Below are 343 nucleotides of genomic sequence, written 5' to 3'. Positions count from 1 at the left end.
AGCGTGCCCGCCGTTGTCACGACCGCCTTGTTCGTGCTGACGTCACCTTGGGTTGCCGTCAGGCCGATATTGGCCGCGCTGGTCTGGCTGCCGGCGATATCGACGCTGGCGCCGGTCAGGGTTGCCTTGCCCGCCGCCAGGTTCTGGCCATGCGCGGCCAGCGTTTGCGTGGTGTTGATCGTCAAGTCACCAGCCGCACCCAGCTTGCCATCGGCCTGCATGCCGGCACCGAGCAAGCTGCTTGGGCCGCTGTCGAGCGTCTTCGCCGTGATGCTGTTGTTGCCTTGTGCCGCGATGACGCCCGTATTCGTGATGGCGCCTGTTACGGTCAGGGATTGATTCC

At 65.0% G+C, this 343-nt stretch carries 1 protein-coding gene; it reads right to left on the bottom strand.

Features of this window, described 5'->3' with window-relative positions; genetic code table 11:
• A partial coding sequence (locus J0O65_RS25375) for a hypothetical protein (RefSeq protein ID WP_215409931.1) occupies positions 1–343 on the bottom strand: 343 nt, incomplete at both ends.

This window comes from Janthinobacterium sp. JC611 (genome assembly GCF_018682595.1).
Taxonomy (GTDB): Bacteria; Pseudomonadota; Gammaproteobacteria; order Burkholderiales; family Burkholderiaceae_D; genus Janthinobacterium.
Note: the sequence above shows the minus strand (reverse complement) of the source record. Positions and strands in the feature narration are given on the sequence as shown.